General features: G+C 57.9%; 16 protein-coding genes. 12 read left to right on the top strand and 4 right to left on the bottom strand.

The genetic code is table 11. From position 1 onward, the window contains the following. Nucleotides 1–44: 44 nt before the first annotated feature. Complete coding sequence (locus M0D68_RS17345; protein ID WP_211706888.1) at nucleotides 45–350, bottom strand: putative quinol monooxygenase; 306 nt, start codon at nucleotides 348–350, stop codon at nucleotides 45–47. 109 nt (nucleotides 351–459) lie between these two features. Here M0D68_RS17345 and M0D68_RS17340 point away from each other — a divergent pair, with 109 nt between their 5' ends. After that, a complete protein-coding gene (locus M0D68_RS17340; protein WP_093645784.1) occupies nucleotides 460–1,419 on the top strand; it encodes a GlxA family transcriptional regulator in 960 nt (319 codons plus the stop codon). 37 nt (nucleotides 1,420–1,456) lie between these two features. Here the strand turns inward: M0D68_RS17340 and M0D68_RS17335 are convergent, their stop codons facing one another. Then, on the bottom strand, nucleotides 1,457–2,089 hold the full coding sequence (locus M0D68_RS17335) for an FMN-dependent NADH-azoreductase (protein ID WP_211706887.1): 633 nt from the start codon (nucleotides 2,087–2,089) through the stop codon (nucleotides 1,457–1,459). A 116-nt stretch (nucleotides 2,090–2,205) separates the two neighbouring features. On the opposite strand from M0D68_RS17335, the gene M0D68_RS17330 reads away from it, so the two are divergent. From M0D68_RS17330 to M0D68_RS17300, 7 genes are all read left to right on the top strand, one after another. Continuing rightward, entirely contained in the window at nucleotides 2,206–3,063 is an 858-nt protein-coding gene (locus M0D68_RS17330) for a LysR family transcriptional regulator (RefSeq protein WP_093645788.1), read from the top strand. A 225-nt stretch (nucleotides 3,064–3,288) separates the two neighbouring features. Beyond that, the gene (locus tag M0D68_RS17325) at nucleotides 3,289–3,999 is read left to right on the top strand and encodes an SDR family NAD(P)-dependent oxidoreductase (protein ID WP_093645790.1); all 711 of its coding nucleotides are present in this window, start codon (nucleotides 3,289–3,291) and stop codon (nucleotides 3,997–3,999) included. Nucleotides 4,000–4,060: 61 nt separating this feature from the next. Further along, nucleotides 4,061–4,486, top strand: a complete 426-nt coding sequence (locus M0D68_RS17320; protein ID WP_093645792.1) for an organic hydroperoxide resistance protein — start codon at nucleotides 4,061–4,063, stop codon at nucleotides 4,484–4,486. 140 nt (nucleotides 4,487–4,626) lie between these two features. Next, on the top strand, nucleotides 4,627–5,256 hold the full coding sequence (locus M0D68_RS17315) for a TetR/AcrR family transcriptional regulator (RefSeq protein WP_211706886.1): 630 nt from the start codon (nucleotides 4,627–4,629) through the stop codon (nucleotides 5,254–5,256). An 86-nt stretch (nucleotides 5,257–5,342) separates the two neighbouring features. Continuing rightward, on the top strand, nucleotides 5,343–7,007 hold the full coding sequence (locus tag M0D68_RS17310; protein ID WP_266210788.1) for a GMC family oxidoreductase: 1,665 nt from the start codon (nucleotides 5,343–5,345) through the stop codon (nucleotides 7,005–7,007). 23 nt (nucleotides 7,008–7,030) lie between these two features. After that, a complete protein-coding gene (locus M0D68_RS17305) occupies nucleotides 7,031–8,287 on the top strand; it encodes a CaiB/BaiF CoA-transferase family protein (protein ID WP_211708086.1) in 1,257 nt (418 codons plus the stop codon). Between the two features lie 30 nt (nucleotides 8,288–8,317). Then, nucleotides 8,318–9,193 (top strand): enoyl-CoA hydratase-related protein, encoded by an 876-nt coding sequence (locus M0D68_RS17300; protein WP_244869874.1) that lies wholly within the window; start codon nucleotides 8,318–8,320, stop codon nucleotides 9,191–9,193. 43 nt (nucleotides 9,194–9,236) lie between these two features. On the opposite strand, the gene M0D68_RS17295 is transcribed toward M0D68_RS17300, so the two are convergent. Next, a complete protein-coding gene (locus M0D68_RS17295; protein ID WP_211708085.1) occupies nucleotides 9,237–10,148 on the bottom strand; it encodes a LysR family transcriptional regulator in 912 nt (303 codons plus the stop codon). Between the two features lie 208 nt (nucleotides 10,149–10,356). Between M0D68_RS17295 and M0D68_RS17290 the strand changes: the two genes are divergently transcribed. Then, nucleotides 10,357–11,118, top strand: a complete 762-nt coding sequence (locus M0D68_RS17290) for a carboxymuconolactone decarboxylase family protein (protein WP_211708084.1) — start codon at nucleotides 10,357–10,359, stop codon at nucleotides 11,116–11,118. Between the two features lie 200 nt (nucleotides 11,119–11,318). On the opposite strand, the gene M0D68_RS17285 is transcribed toward M0D68_RS17290, so the two are convergent. Further along, a complete protein-coding gene (locus tag M0D68_RS17285) occupies nucleotides 11,319–11,696 on the bottom strand; it encodes a nuclear transport factor 2 family protein (RefSeq protein WP_200621054.1) in 378 nt (125 codons plus the stop codon). A 349-nt stretch (nucleotides 11,697–12,045) separates the two neighbouring features. On the opposite strand from M0D68_RS17285, the gene M0D68_RS17280 reads away from it, so the two are divergent. From M0D68_RS17280 to M0D68_RS17270, 3 genes are all read left to right on the top strand, one after another. Beyond that, nucleotides 12,046–12,282: a 4-oxalocrotonate tautomerase family protein gene (locus tag M0D68_RS17280; RefSeq protein ID WP_211708082.1), complete on the top strand. Its 237-nt coding sequence runs from the start codon at nucleotides 12,046–12,048 to the stop codon at nucleotides 12,280–12,282. A gap of 17 nt (nucleotides 12,283–12,299) precedes the next feature. Further along, a complete protein-coding gene (locus M0D68_RS17275) occupies nucleotides 12,300–13,445 on the top strand; it encodes an HPP family protein (RefSeq protein ID WP_266224860.1) in 1,146 nt (381 codons plus the stop codon). Between the two features lie 254 nt (nucleotides 13,446–13,699). Further along, on the top strand, nucleotides 13,700–14,677 hold the full coding sequence (locus M0D68_RS17270) for a LysR family transcriptional regulator (RefSeq protein WP_200621051.1): 978 nt from the start codon (nucleotides 13,700–13,702) through the stop codon (nucleotides 14,675–14,677). Nucleotides 14,678–14,748: the final 71 nt, after the last annotated feature.

Below are 14,748 nucleotides of genomic sequence, written 5' to 3'. Positions count from 1 at the left end.
CGGCTGGATGGGTTGGATTGGTGCGCTACCGAGGCGCAAGCAACTCACGCCAGTTGATTCTTCATGCCCAGAACATCGATCGCCTCGATCGACGGAGGGCTTGCCAGCAACTCGTCGGCGTGCGCCATCAGGGCTTTGGCAATATCACCCTGCAGGTGTGCCTGGCGATCCTCTTCACTGGCAAACGCGTCGAAGATGGCGAATGTGGTCGGCGATAGTTTGAGGGCGAACCAGATCGGCGTAGTCGCTTCCTGGCCTGCCATTTCCAGACCGGCGGCAAGGAAGTCTGCGAGTTCCTGCTCCTTTCCCGGTTTGGCTTCAAGTCGGACAAATAACGCGGTCCTGATCATCTCTGTTCTCCGTTGTCCGCGTGATGAATTCATGCGGTGAACGACACTGTACAAACAGAGTGCGCTGCGGAATACTGTCTAAATCGACAATATTGGTACCAATCCTGCCATGCGAATTTTTGTCCTCGCACTCGAGGGAGTGTTCGACACAGGTCTCACCACGGTGCTCGATAGCCTGACGATGGCCAACGGTCTTGCGTGCACGATGGGGATGGCCACAACGCGCTTTGACATCACTATCGTGGGGATCCGGCCCGAGGTGCGTACCGCACTTGGGATGCAAGTGCCCGTTCACGATATGAGCGACGCTCCTGCGCCGGACTGGGTTGTGTTACCGGCGCTCAACCGCATGACGGGCGAAGATCTCGTGCCCGTGCTCGGCCGGAACGATGTGGTCGATGCATTCGGTGCTTTGCGTTCATGGCGTGAGGGCGGGGCCCGCGTTGCGGCCGCCTGTACGGGTACGTTCGTGCTGGCTGAAAGCGGCTTGCTCGATGGTGGCGAAGCTACGACTACCTGGTGGCTCTCGCCACTGTTCCGGCAGCGCTACCCGAAGGTGCACCTGGACGCGCATCGCATCGTCGTTCCGAGCGGTAGCGCGCTAACGGCAGGCGCGGCTTTGAGCCATGTCGACCTTGCCCTCTGGTTGATCCGAAATTACAGCCCTGAGCTTGCGGCGCTCGTCGCCAGGTACCTCGTATTCGATTCGCGCTTGTCGCAGTCTGCCTATGCGATTTCCGATCACCTTTCCCATTCGGACCCGCTCGTCGAGCGTTTCGACCGTTGGGTACGTGAACACCTCGACACGACAATTTCGCTCGACGTTGTCGCCGATGCATTGGCGACCACCACGCGGACGTTGACGCGACGTCTGAATGGCGTGCTCGGTAAAACGCCTGTCGAGTACATTCAGGATCTTCGGGTGGAGCGGGCCGTTCATCTGCTAAAGACGACCAAGCTCACGGTTGATCGCATTGCGGAGCAGGTCGGGTATGCGGACGGCCACACCTTGCGAACCTTGCTGCGGCGGCGGATAGGTAAGGGCGTGCGCGAATTGCGGGGCGCTTGAGCCGCCCCGTGCACCGCGAAATATTTCGTTTGCCGAATTAATTTTCCTGCGCCAGCGCCGCCGCCAGCTCGCGTGCCGCCTGTCTCGCCGCGTGATCGAGTTCGGGACCAAGCAGTGTTTTCTCGACGACGATCGACTTGACGTCGGTCACGCCGACGGATCGCAGCCACGCTTCCATATATGGCCGCTGAAAATCGAACGAATGGGCGGGTGTGCTCGAGCCCACTGAATAGTCGAGACCTCGCGCATAAACGACCACCGCTTTCTTCTCTTTCAGCAAGCCCTGCAATCCACGCTCATCGAATGAGAACAGAATGCCGCGCTGCGACACGACGTCGATGAAATGCTTGAGCTTGTAGGGAATGGAAAAATTCCACAGCGGCAAGGAGAACAGCAACGTATCGGCGTCGTGCAGTCGCTGCGCGAGTTCACGGATGCTCGTCCACGCCTGCTGCTGGCCTTCGCTGAGCGGTGTGCCGCTCAGGTCGGCATATTTGGCATCGAGCGCGTCACCGTCGAACTCCGGCAGCGCGACTGACCAGAGGTCAAGCACGTCGATCCGATGAGCCGGATGCGTGTCGCGGTACGCGTCCATATACGCGCGAGCGACGTCGAGAGAAGCCGATCGCTTCTTACGCGGAGACGATTCAATGTGCAGCAAGGTAGACATGACGATACTCCGAATGGGTTGGAAGTTGCCATCACAACATATTTCGATTCGAAATATAAACGAAGTATCATCGCCAGATTAAGTTCGAATCGCACTGTATAGGAAAGGGCTATTCCATGTTCGATACCGTGCTGCTGCGATCCTTCGTGGCCGTGGTTCAGGAAGGCGGCTTCACGGCCGCAGCCGCCCGTCTCAATCTGACGCAGTCTGCCGTCAGTGCGCATCTGCGGCGTCTGGAAAAACAGACCGGCCGCGAGCTGCTCGCGCGCACCACGCGCTCGATTACGCTCACGGCGGACGGCGAGCTGCTGCTGGGTTACGCGCGGGCCATCCTCGCGCTCAACCGTGACGCACGGGCACAGATGCTTCGCGGACCCAGCGAGGGAGCAATCCGGGTCGGTCTCTCCGACGACCTCGCCAACGTCAGACTGATGAATGTCATGCATGCGTTCGCAGTGCGCTACCCGCGCATCGCCTTCAGTGTCAGGGTCGGCATTCCCGCCGAACTGCTGCACGCGATGGATCAGGCCGAACTCGACATGGTGATCGGCGGCCGCTGCGAGGGTGGCCGTTCTGGACGGGTTCTCTGGCGCGAACCGCTCGTGTGGGCGGGCGCCGAGTGGGCTGCGCTCACGCCCGGCGTTCCAGTGCCGCTCGCGGTATTGCCCGAGCCGTGCCCATATCGTGAGGTGGCATTGGCCGCACTCGCCCGGGCTGGCCGCGATTACCGGATAGCGCTGGTGTGCTCGAGCGGCGCCGGTCTGTGCGCCGCAGCGCAGGCTGGCTTTGCGGTGACGCCGGTGGTCCAGACACAACTCGTGCACGGCTTGCGCGTAATTCCGCCGGATGCCGGCTTGCCTTCGTTGCCGGATGTCGAGTTCACGATTTTCACTGCGGCGGGGGCATCCCCACACATTCAAATCGCCGACGAACTGAGCGACGCCGTCGTGCTTGCGTTCGCGAACAGAGGATGATGCCGGGCGAGCGCATGGCGGGCGGCCAAAGATAAGAAATCAAACCGTTGCTTGACCCGTGCCGGCCCATCAATCCCCGAACCTCGATCCGATTTGTTCCGCTCACGCAAAATAGTTTGTCCATAGCGGGTGTTTGCTCAGCGCGTGAATACACCTAGATTAGGCACCTATCGGAGCCACCGGCCCGGTGGGCAAGAAAGCCCAATCCAATATTCGAGGTATTCCATGAGCACGTCGCAAAAGGTCGTAGTTGTTACTGGCGCATCGCAAGGCATTGGTGCCGAGACCGTCAAAGCATTTCGCAAGCTTGATTACCGCATCGTCGCAACGGCACGCAGCATCAAGCCGTCCGAAGATCCCAACATCGTGACAGTGGCGGGTGACATCGCTGATCCGGCAACGGCGCGTCGCGTGATTGCCGAGGGCGTGGCACGCTTCGGCCGCATCGACACGCTGATCAACAACGCCGGTGTTTTCATCGCCAAGCCGTTCACCGGTTATACGTCTGAAGACTACGCTTCGGTGACGGGCGTGAATCTGAACGGTTTCTTCTACATCACGCAGTTGGCGATCGCCGAAATGGAGAAGAACAACAGCGGCCACGTGGTCAGCATCACGACCAGCCTGATCGACCACGCCATCGACGGTGTGCCGTCGGTACTGGCGTCGCTGACTAAAGGCGGTTTGAACGCAGCCACCAAGTCACTCGCAATCGAATATGCGAAGCGCGGTATCCGCGCGAACGCGGTTGCTCCCGGCATCATCAAGTCGCCGATGCACGCCCCCGAAACGCACGGGGCACTCGGCGCACTCCATCCGATGGGCCATATGGGCGAGATGAGCGACATCGTCAACGCGATCCTGTATCTGGACTCGGCGCCGTTCGTGACGGGCGAAATTCTGCACGTCGACGGCGGTCAGAGCGCTGGGCACTAAGGCAACACGGGGGGCGCTACTGGTTGCGCCCGTTATCTGAATCATCAATAAGGAGCTGACTATGTCGATAGAAAACGTCCTGTACCGTGCACACGCTGAAGTTACCGGAGGCCGCGAAGGCCGCGCCGTGGCGCCGGAAGGCGGACTTGACCTGAAGCTGACGAGGCCGAAGGGATTGGGCGGGAAGGGCGAGAAAGGCACCAACCCCGAAGAGCTTTTTGCTGCCGGTTACAGCGCGTGTTTTATCGGTGCCATGCAATTCGTTGCTGCGCGCGACAAAATCGCTATCCCTGCTGATGTATCGATCAACGGAATCGTGGGTATCGGTCCCATTCCCAATGGTTTCGGCATCGAAGTCGAGTTGAAGATTTCGTTGCCGGGCATGGCACGCGAAGCGGCTCAGGACTTCATCAACAGAGCTCATATTGTGTGCCCCTATTCGAACGCAACGCGTAACAACATTGACGTTACGCTGACGCTCGTCTAAGCCGCAATCCGGTTCGACCGGTTGCAGGTCGCCGTGCGCCTGGCGACCTGCAGGGCCTGTCCCGCTGCGAGTTGCGCCAATCTGTAACAACACGCCGCTTCACGTTGAATTTTGTAGACGGACGGTCTAATATCGGCTGTATGGACATGCATACAGCTCCGCGCCGTCGAGGGCGCCCACCGAAGGACCTCGCGGGCCACAGCGAAACCCGGGAGATTCTCGTGCGGGCGGGCGTTGCTGCGCTCACGGAAAAAGGTTTTTCCGCCACGGGTATCGACGAGATCTTGCGCAGCGTGAATGTGCCAAAGGGCTCGTTCTATCACTACTTCGGAAGCAAGGAAGAATTCGGCCTCGAATTGATCGACCGCTACGCTGCGTATTTCGCGAGAAAGCTAAACTGGTTTTTCACGGACAAATCGAAATCACCGCTGCAGCGCTTCCACGATTTTGTCGCGGATGCGGAAGCAGGGATGAAACGCTACAGCTTTCGGCGTGGGTGTCTGGTCGGTAATCTCGGGCAGGAAATTGCGGTACTTCCGGAGAGTCATTGCATACGGTTGCGCGAGGTTTTCGCCGACTGGGAAGCTCGCACGGCAAGGTGTCTGAAGGAAGCGCAGGCGGCCGGCGAGATTGCGGAAGGGGCCGATTGTTCGAAACTTGCGGCGTTCTTCTGGATCGGCTGGGAAGGCGCAGTGTTGAGGGCAAAGCTCGAAGGCGGCCCTGAAGCGTTGCACATTTTCGCGGACGGTTTTTTCGCCGGGCTGGGTTAGCGCCGTTTTTTTTCTATTTAAATAGACGATCGGTCTAATTTATGTCGGCAGCGATGAAAACGCTCGCGAGGGTAAATGGGATGCAAATGGAAAGTACGACATTTGACTTTATTGTTATTGGCGCCGGTTCTGCCGGCAGCCTGCTCGCGAATCGCCTGAGTGCTGACAAGACCCGGAATGTCCTTCTGGTGGAGGCGGGCGGTAGTGACGATTACATGTGGATTCATATCCCCGTCGGCTATTTGTATTGCATCGACAATCCGCGCACGGACTGGCAATTCCGCACCGAGCCGGACAAAGGACTCAACGGCCGGCAGATCCTTTATCCGCGCGGCAAAACGCTGGGCGGATGCTCCAGTATCAACGGGATGATCTACATGCGTGGCCAGGCGCGCGACTACGACCAATGGGCCGAGCTGACTGATAATCCGGAATGGACATGGAACAACTCATTGAAGGACTTCAAGGCTCACGAAGACTTCTACAAACTCGATCCGAGCCAGCACGAACGGCTGAACGCCAATGCCGAGGCGATTGCAAAGATTCACGGAAGCGGCGGTGAGTGGCGTGTCGAAAAGCAGCGTCTCAGGTGGGAAATTCTTGATGCGTTTGCCGAAGCAGCGGAGCAGGCCGGCATTCCGATCATCGACGATTTCAACAAGGGCGACAATTTCGGCGTGAGCTACTTTAATGTCACGCAGAAAAACGGTTGGCGCTGGAATACGTCAAAGGCTTTCCTGCGTCCGATCAAACACCGCTCGAATCTCACGACGTGGACTGACGCCCACGTGAAGAAGCTCAACATCGAACGCGACAGTAACGGTGCGCTGCGTTGCACCGGCGCGGAAATCGTTCGCAATGGCGAGCTTGTGTCGGTGAATGCCGCCCGCGAAGTCGTGCTTAGCGCGGGTGCGATCGGATCGCCGCACATTCTGCAGCACTCGGGGATTGGTTCGGCATCTCTATTGAAAAAGCACGGCATCGATATTGTTCAACACACACCTGGCGTCGGCGAAAATCTGCAGGATCACCTGCAGATTCGCGCGGTCTATAAGGTTGAAAACTGCGACACGTTGAACGTTCTTGCCTCGAACATGCTCGGCAAGGCGAAGATCGGCCTTGAATATGCGCTGCACCGATCCGGCCCGATGAGTATGGCGCCCTCCCAGCTCGGGGCCTTTGCCAGAAGCGATCCGTCAAGGAAGCACGCAAACATCGAGTATCACGTGCAGCCGCTGAGTCTCGACGCTTTCGGGCAGCCGCTGCACACGTTTCCGGCGTTCACCGCAAGTGTTGCCAACGTGAACCCGACGAGCCGGGGCACGGTGCACATCAAGAGCGGCAACTTTGAGGATGCGCCGGCCATTGCGCCGAACTACCTCAGTACGGAAGACGATCGGAAAGTCGCTGTAGATGGCCTTCGCCTGACGCGACGCATTGCGAGCCAGGCGGCGCTCGCGAAATACCGCCCGCAAGAGTACAAGCCGGGCGCGCAATACGAGTCCGACGCCGAACTCATGAAGCTGGCCGGGGACATCGCCACCACGATCTTCCATCCCGTCGGTACGGTTCGGATGGGCACGTTAGCGGATCCGAATGTCGTTGTCGACAGCCATCTGCGCGTGCGCGGCGTTGCAGGACTTCGTGTGGTGGACGCGAGTGTGATGCCCACGATCACCAGCGGCAATACGAGCTGCCCGACGATGATGATCGCCGAGAAAGCTTCGCACTGGATTCAAGAAGGCGTTTGACCTAATTCAACCAGGAACTGGCTATGGCTGAGAACAAACCCGGGGTGAAGAGGCGCTTGCCCCTCGAAGGAATAACGGTTGTCGATTTTTCGCGTGTGCTGTCCGGACCGTATTGCGCGATGACGCTGGCTGACCTTGGGGCACGCGTCATCAAGATCGAGCGTGTAGGCACCGGAGACGATACGCGCGCGTTCGGTCCGTTCGTCGACAATGAATCGGCGTACTTCATGTGCTTCAACCGCGGAAAGGAAAGCATTGCGCTCGACTTCAAGTCTCCACGTGACCGCGAACTTCTCGAGCGCCTGCTGGATAAGGCGGACGTGGTGGTCGAGAACTTTCGGCCCGGCGTGATGGAGCGGCTCGGCTACGGCCCCGAGCAATTGGCAAGGACGCATCCGCACATTGTCTATGCCTCGATTTCGGGCTTTGGCCACAGCGGCCCGTTCAAGGATCTGCCCGGCTATGACACCGTCGTGCAGGCCATGGGCGGCGTCATGAGTCTGACGGGATGGCCCGACAATCAACCGGCGCGCGTGGGTACTGCGTTCGGCGATCTCGGCGCCGCACTATTTGCCGTGATTGGCATCCTGGCGGGGCTATATAAGCGCTCTAAAGACGCACAAGGCACGCACGTGGACATCGCGATGCTCGATTGTCAGGCGGCGTTGATGGAAACGGCGTTTGCAAGATTTGACGTCGAAGCAAAGGTGCCCACGAGGACTGGCGACGCCCATCCCTCGCTCGCGCCGTTCGAAAGCTTTGCTGCGCAGGATGGCCGATTCATTATCGCCGCGGGGAACGATCAGCTTTTCCTGTTGATGGCCGATGCCTTGGGCGTGCCGGAAGTGGCGCTCGACCCGCTGTTCCTGACCAATGATCTCCGCGTGCAAAACCGGCCCGTCATGATCGAGACCGTTGAGCGGGTGACCCGCTCAGCACCGGTCAGCGTTTGGCTCGATAAGCTGAACGAGGCTGGGGTGCCCTGTGCGCCGATCAACACGATCGACAAGGTCATCGAACATCCGCAACTGCACGCGCGCAACATGTTCATTCATGTTCAGGGCAAATCCGAGCGGAAAGTGAAAACGGCCGGCAATCCGGTCAAGATGAGTACCTCACCCGATGAGGACGTCACGGTAGTCAGAAAAGCGCCGGCGGTGGACGAGCATCGCGAAGCAATTCTGGCTGAGTTGATGGCTTCATCAGGCGCCTATGCGTCGCAAGCGGATGCTGAATCAGACAACGATCCTTTGAAGCGCTCGATAAGCCTTCCCGCATAACGCCTCACATTTGAACTGACAGGTGAAAATATGTCGAACGATGTTTCAGCAGTGCGTGGCGCATCCGCTAAACAAACCAGCGTGCAAGTGATCGACGCGAATGCCGATACCGCAGGGGCCACGTCGGAAAACGGTACGTACGAAACCATCAAGATCGACCGAAGGGAGCGCGTCGGTCTGATCACGCTCTATCGCCCGAAGAACCTGAACGCGCTCAACGTTCAGATGTCACGCGAAGTGCTCGCAGCGCTTACAGCTTTTGACCAGGACGACGGAATTGGCGCCATCGTGATCACCGGCAATGGGCGCGCTTTTGCGGCAGGGGCGGACATCGAGGAAATGGTCGACAAGTCCTTCGCCGACTGGCACGCGAAAGATCTTTTCGCCGAGTGGGACCGCATTGCGACGATTTCGAAGCCCATCATCGCGGCTGTGGGTGGCTATGCCCTCGGCGGCGGATGCGAACTGGCGATGGCGTGCGATTTCATCATTGCGGCCCATGATGCTCAATTCGGCCAGCCGGAAATCAAGCTCGGAATTCCGCCAGGTATTGGCGGTTCGCAGCGCTTGACGCGTGCGGTCGGAAAGTCGCTTGCAATGGACCTGATCCTCACGGGCCGGAACTTGCGCGCTGATGAAGCACTTGCAGCCGGTCTCGTTGCGCGCGTGGTTCCCTCGACCGACTTGCTGCAAACGGCGCTCGAGACAGCGCACACCATCGCCGGTTACAACCTGCCTGCCGTACGGCTTGCAAAGGAGGCCGTCAATCGGGCATTCGAGACGCCGTTGAAAGAGGGTGTTCTGCATGAGCGCCGGCTCTTCCACGCCGCGTTTGCGACCGAAGGTCAAAAGGAAGGCATGTACGCATTCCTTGCCAAGCGCGCTCCTGTATTCCGCCATCGATAGGTCATGGTTTTTCGTTAGTAACGTGGGATGGGCGCAAGTGCCACTATGCGCCTAGTTTCTCCATCAGGAAGTCCACGAAACAGCGCACACGTGACGACAGATGGCGGCCGTGCGGATATAGCAGGATGAACGGTCGCGAACATCCGCCATACGGCTTGAGCATTTCCTTGAGCGTTCCGTCAGCTATGTCTTTCTCTACGATGAACCGATAGGTATGAAACACGCCTGCTCCATGGCGCGCCAGGGTGACGCCGGCAAGCGCATCGCCCGATGATCCATGACGGCCGTGCGTAGTGATCTCGTCGAGTTCGCCATCTCGATTGAATACCCAGGGCAGGTTGCGGCCGGTGCTCGGTAACTCGAACTGGATGCAGTTGTGATTGATTAAATCGTCCGGCGTTTCCAGTTTGGCCGCTTTTCGCAGATAAGCCGGTGATGCCACGACTACCGTTTCCGCGTCTTCGAGTTTTCGGGCAATCAGACTCGAGTCCCGTGGAGTACGACCCCGGATTGCCAGATCGAATGGTTCGTCCGCAAAGTCGATGTTACGGTTGCTCAGATGCGTTTCGACGGTGACCTCCGGGTAGCGCTCATGGAAGTCTGCCAAAAGGGGAAGGACGCGATAGTGACCGTACGGCGTTGGCATGCTGATTCGCAGCACACCCGCCGGCGTTGTCTGTTGCCCGGTAGCTTCTCGTTCTGCATCCACGAGATGACTTAGCGCCAGCCGACACTGCTCGAAGTACCGGCTCCCCACGTCGGTCAGCCGGATCTGCCGCGTGGTTCGGACAAACAGGCGTGCACCGAGTCGTTTCTCGAGACGCGCCACCGCACGGCTGACGGCTGCAGGTGTAACGCTTGCGGCGTTCGCAGCGACAGTAAAACTACCCAATTCAGCTGCCAGACAGAACAGTTCGATACTGCCTACAAGGAGGTCATCAAATTGACGCTGCATGGTTTCTCACGGTGGTTGTTATCTGCCAAACAGATAGCCGTATATTTTCTCTTCGCTTGTTAAGCGTGCAAAACGGTGCGAGGGTGGGACGTTGATCATGCTCCTGACCGCATGGACGATGTGATGGGTCTTCGCTGAAGTATTGGGCAAACGCGGATTGCCTTAGCGGTTAGTCAGACTATGTATGCCTATCCCTAACGGAGAAGTGATGACGCTTACCACCAGACAACAATCGATCAAGGATGAGTTCATTCGTGTGCGCAATACCTGGGCACCGCAGTGGGAAAGTATTCTTCGCAACGACTGCGATTTCCTTCACGCTTACCTGAAGCTCTCAGCCGTACCGCTGTCGCACAACCGTCTTGAGGACAAGGTCAAGGAGTTCATCTACATTGCCGTCAATGCATCCTCGACGCACCTCTTCGCTCCCGGCATCCAGATGCATCTGAAAGCGGCGCTGGATTTTGGCGCTACACGTGAAGAACTGATGGAGGTGCTCGAGTTGACCAGTACGGTCGGTATTCACGCTTCGAACGTGGCGATGCCCATTCTCGCCGAGGTGCTTCAGGAAGAAGGTCTGCGAAAGCCGGCGGGGTCTGACGATAGCCGCCGTCAAGCGTTGAAGCGGCGTTTCACCGAAGTACAAGGGTATTGGGATCCCATATGGGACGGTGCGCTGGCACTCGATCCGGATTTCTTTGAAGCGTATCTCGAGTTCTCTTCGGTTCCGTGGCAGACCGGTGTGCTCGCGCCGAAGGTCAAGGAGCTGGTGCTGTGTGCGCTCGATATCGCCGCCACGCATCTTTACAAGCCGGGCATCAAGATCCATATGCGCAACGCAATTCGCCATGGGGCAACTGCCGAAGAAATCATCGAGACTGTCGAAATTGCCAGTGTTATCGGAATTCACGGTGCGCTGATTGGAACTCCGATGCTGGACGACGCAATCGCGGCGGCGCGGGCTTCGTGAATTTGACGGGAGGTAGATCGTATTTCCTCCATCGCGGACTGGCAACTTCGGTGACAGTCGAATAGCCGAAAAAAGGCGCACGTCCGAGAGCGTGCGCCGCGACAACAGAAGGGCAGGGTTAGGAGGAGACTCCCTTCATGCCGCAAAGAGAATAAACGCGAGCACCCGATGCATTGCCTGCATCCTGTCGACGTGGTGCATCACGCTACCGAAATGTCGTGCCACAGCTTGGCCACAATCATGAAGGAGCCGTCGACATACGCCCAGTTCAAGTGATCGATAAAAACCTTGTCGTGAATGCGCAGGCGAACCTTGGTGACCGAAGTATCGGCTGACAGAAAGTCTGCGGAGATCAAGGTGTCGTCACGCGGTTGACCCTTGCTCATTGGCGACACACGTTCGGCGATCACGCGGCGGTAGTCGGCAATCGGGACGACGGTCAGTTTTCCATCGTCTGTGTCAAACAGACTGCAACTTGTGTGGAAGACCCGATCAAATTTTTCCAGATCGCACTCGTGCAGCGCCTGGAAGTAAAGATCGACGGCTTTGACAAGCGCGGGCATTTTCTCGATAGACATACGGGCTTTCCTGTTGATTTCGGTGACTAAAAGTCCACTGCCTGGAACTGGAACGATCGCATTTCGCGAGCAAGAATATGCGACATGTGCGTCGCAAGCAACTCGTCGCCGGAATATCAGTCTTTCCAGATGGGAAGAAGAGATCCGGAATTGGACCCATTACGCATCAATGATGCTTATCTGGATGCATCCCGTCTCTACGAACAGACACGCCTGACTTGTTCTAACCGGGCAAGAGTGTTTGTCCTCGGCGGGTATTCAAACGCGATGGCAGCGAGCCTAGGATTCACCATATATCAGCGCCGCTGGCCGGTGCTCCTTTGCGTCAATCACCGTAAGGCGGAAAGACATGCCTATTGTTACGATTCAGATCACCCGCGAGGGGACCACGCCCGGCACAACTTCGGTCACGGCGGAAGAAAAAGCCCGCTTGATCAAAGGTGTCAGTCACCTGCTGCTCGACGTACTAAGCAAACCTCTCGACGCGACGTTTGTTGTCATCGAGGAAGTGGAAACGGAGAACTGGGGCTGGGGTGGGCTGCCGGTAGACGAGTATCGCAGGCAGCGGGGAAGCAAACCGGGCTGAGGGCCCGTGGAAGGCCCATGATCGACTGGCTTAGCCGCTTCATTCCGTCGCCCATTTCGGTAAGCTGGTCCGAGCGTATTCGTTCGTGCGTGGGAGCGCTGATCGGCATTACGATCACCGGCATCACCATGCGCAGCTTCAATCAGAGCGGTGCATTGGTGCCATTCCTGGTCGCCCCTATGGGTGCGTCGGCAGTCTTGCTCTTCGCCGTGCCGGCAAGTCCAATCGCTCAGTCTTGGTCGTTCGTTGGCGGGAATCTGATTTCCGCCACGATTGGCGTGACCTGCTCGCAATTTATCTCTGACCCCGTCCTCGCGGCAGCTGCTGCAATCGCGTTTGCGCTATGCGCGATGTTCGCGTTCAGATGTGTGCATCCTCCTTCTGGCGCCGTCGCGCTCACGGCCGTGTTGGGAGGAGCTAACGTTCACGCTCTCGGATATGGCTTCGTGTTCGCGCCGATCGCTGTGCAATCTTTGATCATGCTAGCGTGTGCGATTGTCTATCACGCGCTCACCGGACACCGTTATCCCCATACCCGGCACGACAGCAGTGCCACAAACGACCCCGGCGAGTCGCGCCGAGGGATCTCCCGCGTTGAACTGGAGTCCGCCTTACGCCGACACGGGGAACTCCTCGATATCGGCACCGACGATCTTGCCTCGCTACTGCAGGAAGTACAGATGCTGGCTTACGCGCGCAGCTTCAGCGAACTGACATGTGGTGACGTCATGTCGCGCCCGGCCATCTACATACCAACCAGGACCTCGGTCAAAGCAGCACATGACATTTTACTTAGACATAGCATTAAAGCGCTTCCGGTAACCGACGAATCGGACCGGGTCATTGGCATTGTCACGCGGGCGGATGTTCGTGGATGTGAAGAAACCGCTTGCATTGCTGAGACCTGCGATCGGTGTATCGAGCGCGGGACTGTTCGCAATCAGGAGACGCTAGTCGATAGTTTAATGACAACTCCGCCGGAGACTGTCGAAGCTGGAACATTATTGATAACGGTTGTGCCGATGTTCGCGAAGCACGGACATCACCACATACCCGTTGTCGACTCTCATGGCCGGCTCGTCGGGATGATGACCCAGGCCGATGTTGTTTCTGGCCTCTATCAGCACAGTCACGCGTTCACTGACATGCAACGCGCGGCATGACGTGGGGCGACGTCTCGTGGCTATCTACTTTTGCGATACCCCTATCGCGACAAACCGCCTGTGCGTTCTGGAAACATTGCTAAGCTGTTCTCCTACGTGATACGTCAGCAACCCGAACGTACGAACGCCGCCATTGGGTCCGTCGGACTTTCGATGGGACCATCAGCGATGATGGCAGCCGCCGGATTTTTGCATCCGCGACAGTCCCGGTCACGGGGGATGTTCGCTTTGTGAATCTATCAGCGAGGTAGGAGATGGACCAGCTATACATGTTGCGGACTTTCGTTGCAGTCGTACAGCATCGAAGCTTTAGCAAGGCTGCCGCGTCGTTGGGCGTGACCACCGGCTCGATCTCCAAAGCCATCACAAGACTCGAAGCGAGTATCCAGACGCGGGTTCTGTATAGAACAACTCGAACTGTTTCGGTGACAGACGCGGCGCAGTCGTACTATCTGAGTTGCTGCCGTCTCCTCGAAGAACTTGACGAAGCAAATCGCCGCATTGCGCAGGAGCGTGAAATCGACAGCGGAAGATTGCGACTCGTTGTGCACCCGATGCTGGTGAGCAAGACGCTCTCTCGACTTGTGTCGAACTATCACGCTATCGCTCCGAACGTGAACCTCATGATCTCCGTTCAGGAGGGAGCTGTGAATCTGTATGACGGCCATTTCGACGTGGCGATTCTTCCACCTCATCTTGTCGAGCAGTCTGCGGTCATTCGCCGTACGTTATCCACGTCATCGCACATTTTCGTTGCTGCACCGGGTTACCTTGAACAATGCGGTACACCCGAGACCGCTTCGCATTTGGCCGCACATTTCCTTCTGGTGGACCCCGCCTCGAGGCAGAAGGGCACGAATTTCATCGATCTGCTGGAAAACGGGAAAAGCGTGAGTGTGCTCCCAATGTCGTCCATGGACGGTAACGAAGTGCTGCTTCGGGCGACAGCGCTTACAGGTACTGGCATCGCGAGCTTACCTGAAGCGATGGTTCGGGAAGACATTGCCACCGGGCATCTCACGCACATCTTGCCGCAGTGTTCCACCTCAGAAAGCGGTGTCGAGATATGCCTGTTCTACTCACACCGCGAACTGCTTCCTGCAAGACTCAGGAATTTCGTTGACTTCTGCACGGAGTTTTTTCGCTCGGGGGCCCGAAATATCCCCAATGAGATCGCGACGATTTCACAACCCTTGGGCCGCAGCGCTGAGCGCACGCTAACAGCGGCCTGAGATCATCGCGCAGCCTGCTTTCAAATGCGACTGCGACCGTGAACTCAAATTTGAACGATGGCGAAAATGGT

Source organism: Paraburkholderia sp. SEWSISQ10-3 4 (assembly GCF_030464785.1).
GTDB lineage: Bacteria > Pseudomonadota > Gammaproteobacteria > Burkholderiales > Burkholderiaceae > Paraburkholderia > Paraburkholderia aspalathi.
Note: the sequence above shows the minus strand (reverse complement) of the source record. Positions and strands in the feature narration are given on the sequence as shown.

Coding starts and splice junctions, on each gene's coding strand:
- M0D68_RS17335 (WP_211706887.1), bottom strand. CDS start 2,089: ATGTCTACCTTGCTGCACATTGAATCGTCTCCGCGTAAGAAGCGATCG.
- M0D68_RS17345 (WP_211706888.1), bottom strand. CDS start 350: ATGATCAGGACCGCGTTATTTGTCCGACTTGAAGCCAAACCGGGAAAG.
- M0D68_RS17340 (WP_093645784.1), top strand. CDS start 460: ATGCGAATTTTTGTCCTCGCACTCGAGGGAGTGTTCGACACAGGTCTC.
- M0D68_RS17300 (WP_244869874.1), top strand. CDS start 8,318: ATGTCGAACGATGTTTCAGCAGTGCGTGGCGCATCCGCTAAACAAACC.
- M0D68_RS17275 (WP_266224860.1), top strand. CDS start 12,300: ATGATCGACTGGCTTAGCCGCTTCATTCCGTCGCCCATTTCGGTAAGC.
- M0D68_RS17320 (WP_093645792.1), top strand. CDS start 4,061: ATGTCGATAGAAAACGTCCTGTACCGTGCACACGCTGAAGTTACCGGA.
- M0D68_RS17280 (WP_211708082.1), top strand. CDS start 12,046: ATGCCTATTGTTACGATTCAGATCACCCGCGAGGGGACCACGCCCGGC.
- M0D68_RS17295 (WP_211708085.1), bottom strand. CDS start 10,148: ATGCAGCGTCAATTTGATGACCTCCTTGTAGGCAGTATCGAACTGTTC.
- M0D68_RS17305 (WP_211708086.1), top strand. CDS start 7,031: ATGGCTGAGAACAAACCCGGGGTGAAGAGGCGCTTGCCCCTCGAAGGA.
- M0D68_RS17325 (WP_093645790.1), top strand. CDS start 3,289: ATGAGCACGTCGCAAAAGGTCGTAGTTGTTACTGGCGCATCGCAAGGC.
- M0D68_RS17315 (WP_211706886.1), top strand. CDS start 4,627: ATGGACATGCATACAGCTCCGCGCCGTCGAGGGCGCCCACCGAAGGAC.
- M0D68_RS17330 (WP_093645788.1), top strand. CDS start 2,206: ATGTTCGATACCGTGCTGCTGCGATCCTTCGTGGCCGTGGTTCAGGAA.
- M0D68_RS17310 (WP_266210788.1), top strand. CDS start 5,343: ATGGAAAGTACGACATTTGACTTTATTGTTATTGGCGCCGGTTCTGCC.
- M0D68_RS17290 (WP_211708084.1), top strand. CDS start 10,357: ATGACGCTTACCACCAGACAACAATCGATCAAGGATGAGTTCATTCGT.
- M0D68_RS17270 (WP_200621051.1), top strand. CDS start 13,700: ATGGACCAGCTATACATGTTGCGGACTTTCGTTGCAGTCGTACAGCAT.
- M0D68_RS17285 (WP_200621054.1), bottom strand. CDS start 11,696: ATGTCTATCGAGAAAATGCCCGCGCTTGTCAAAGCCGTCGATCTTTAC.